The organism is Vibrio sp. 03_296 (assembly GCF_002265885.1).
The window spans coordinates 1-534 of record NZ_NPKW01001296.1 but is presented as its reverse complement, the minus strand read 5'-3'; the positions used below and the strand labels follow the sequence as shown (position 1 = coordinate 534).

Genomic DNA, 534 nt, shown 5'->3' with positions numbered 1-534 from the left:
CCAGCATCCGTGTCAACGGATGCTGGGGTTCAAAGATTTTGTCAGGCATAAAAAACGCCCAACTCATGAGTTGGGCGTTTCAGACTGCTGACAAAGGTCTAGCTTTCGAGCTAGACCTTTGATCTAATAGGGGTATCGAAATATGGAYACTCCGATATGCTTCAAGAACCCACCCCGCAACAATACGAACTGGAAATGGTGACGATGGAACAGTTAGTTCCTAAAGACCATTTAGTGCGCAAAATCGATAATGCTATCGACTTCGAATTCATTCGTGATGAAGTTGCTCATCTTTATTGTAAAGATAATGGGCGTCCACCWGTTGACCCTGTTCGTCTCTTCAAAATCATCTTGCTTGGTTATATCTTTGGTATAAAAAGTGAGCGTCAGCTCGTTAAAGAAATTGAAGTGAATGTCGCTTACCGTTGGTTCTTACGGATGTCATTAACAGAGAAAGTCATCCACGCTTCTACTCTAAGCCAAAACCGCATTCGTCGCTTTAATGGCACGGATGTRTTCGAACGTATTTTTATC

General features: G+C 42.7%; 1 protein-coding gene. It reads left to right on the top strand.

Features of this window, described 5'->3' with window-relative positions:
* Window positions 1-156: 156 nt before the first annotated feature.
* Window positions 157-534 (top strand): transposase (locus CIK04_RS31645; RefSeq protein WP_142994992.1); only part of this gene is annotated, 378 nt, incomplete at its 3' end.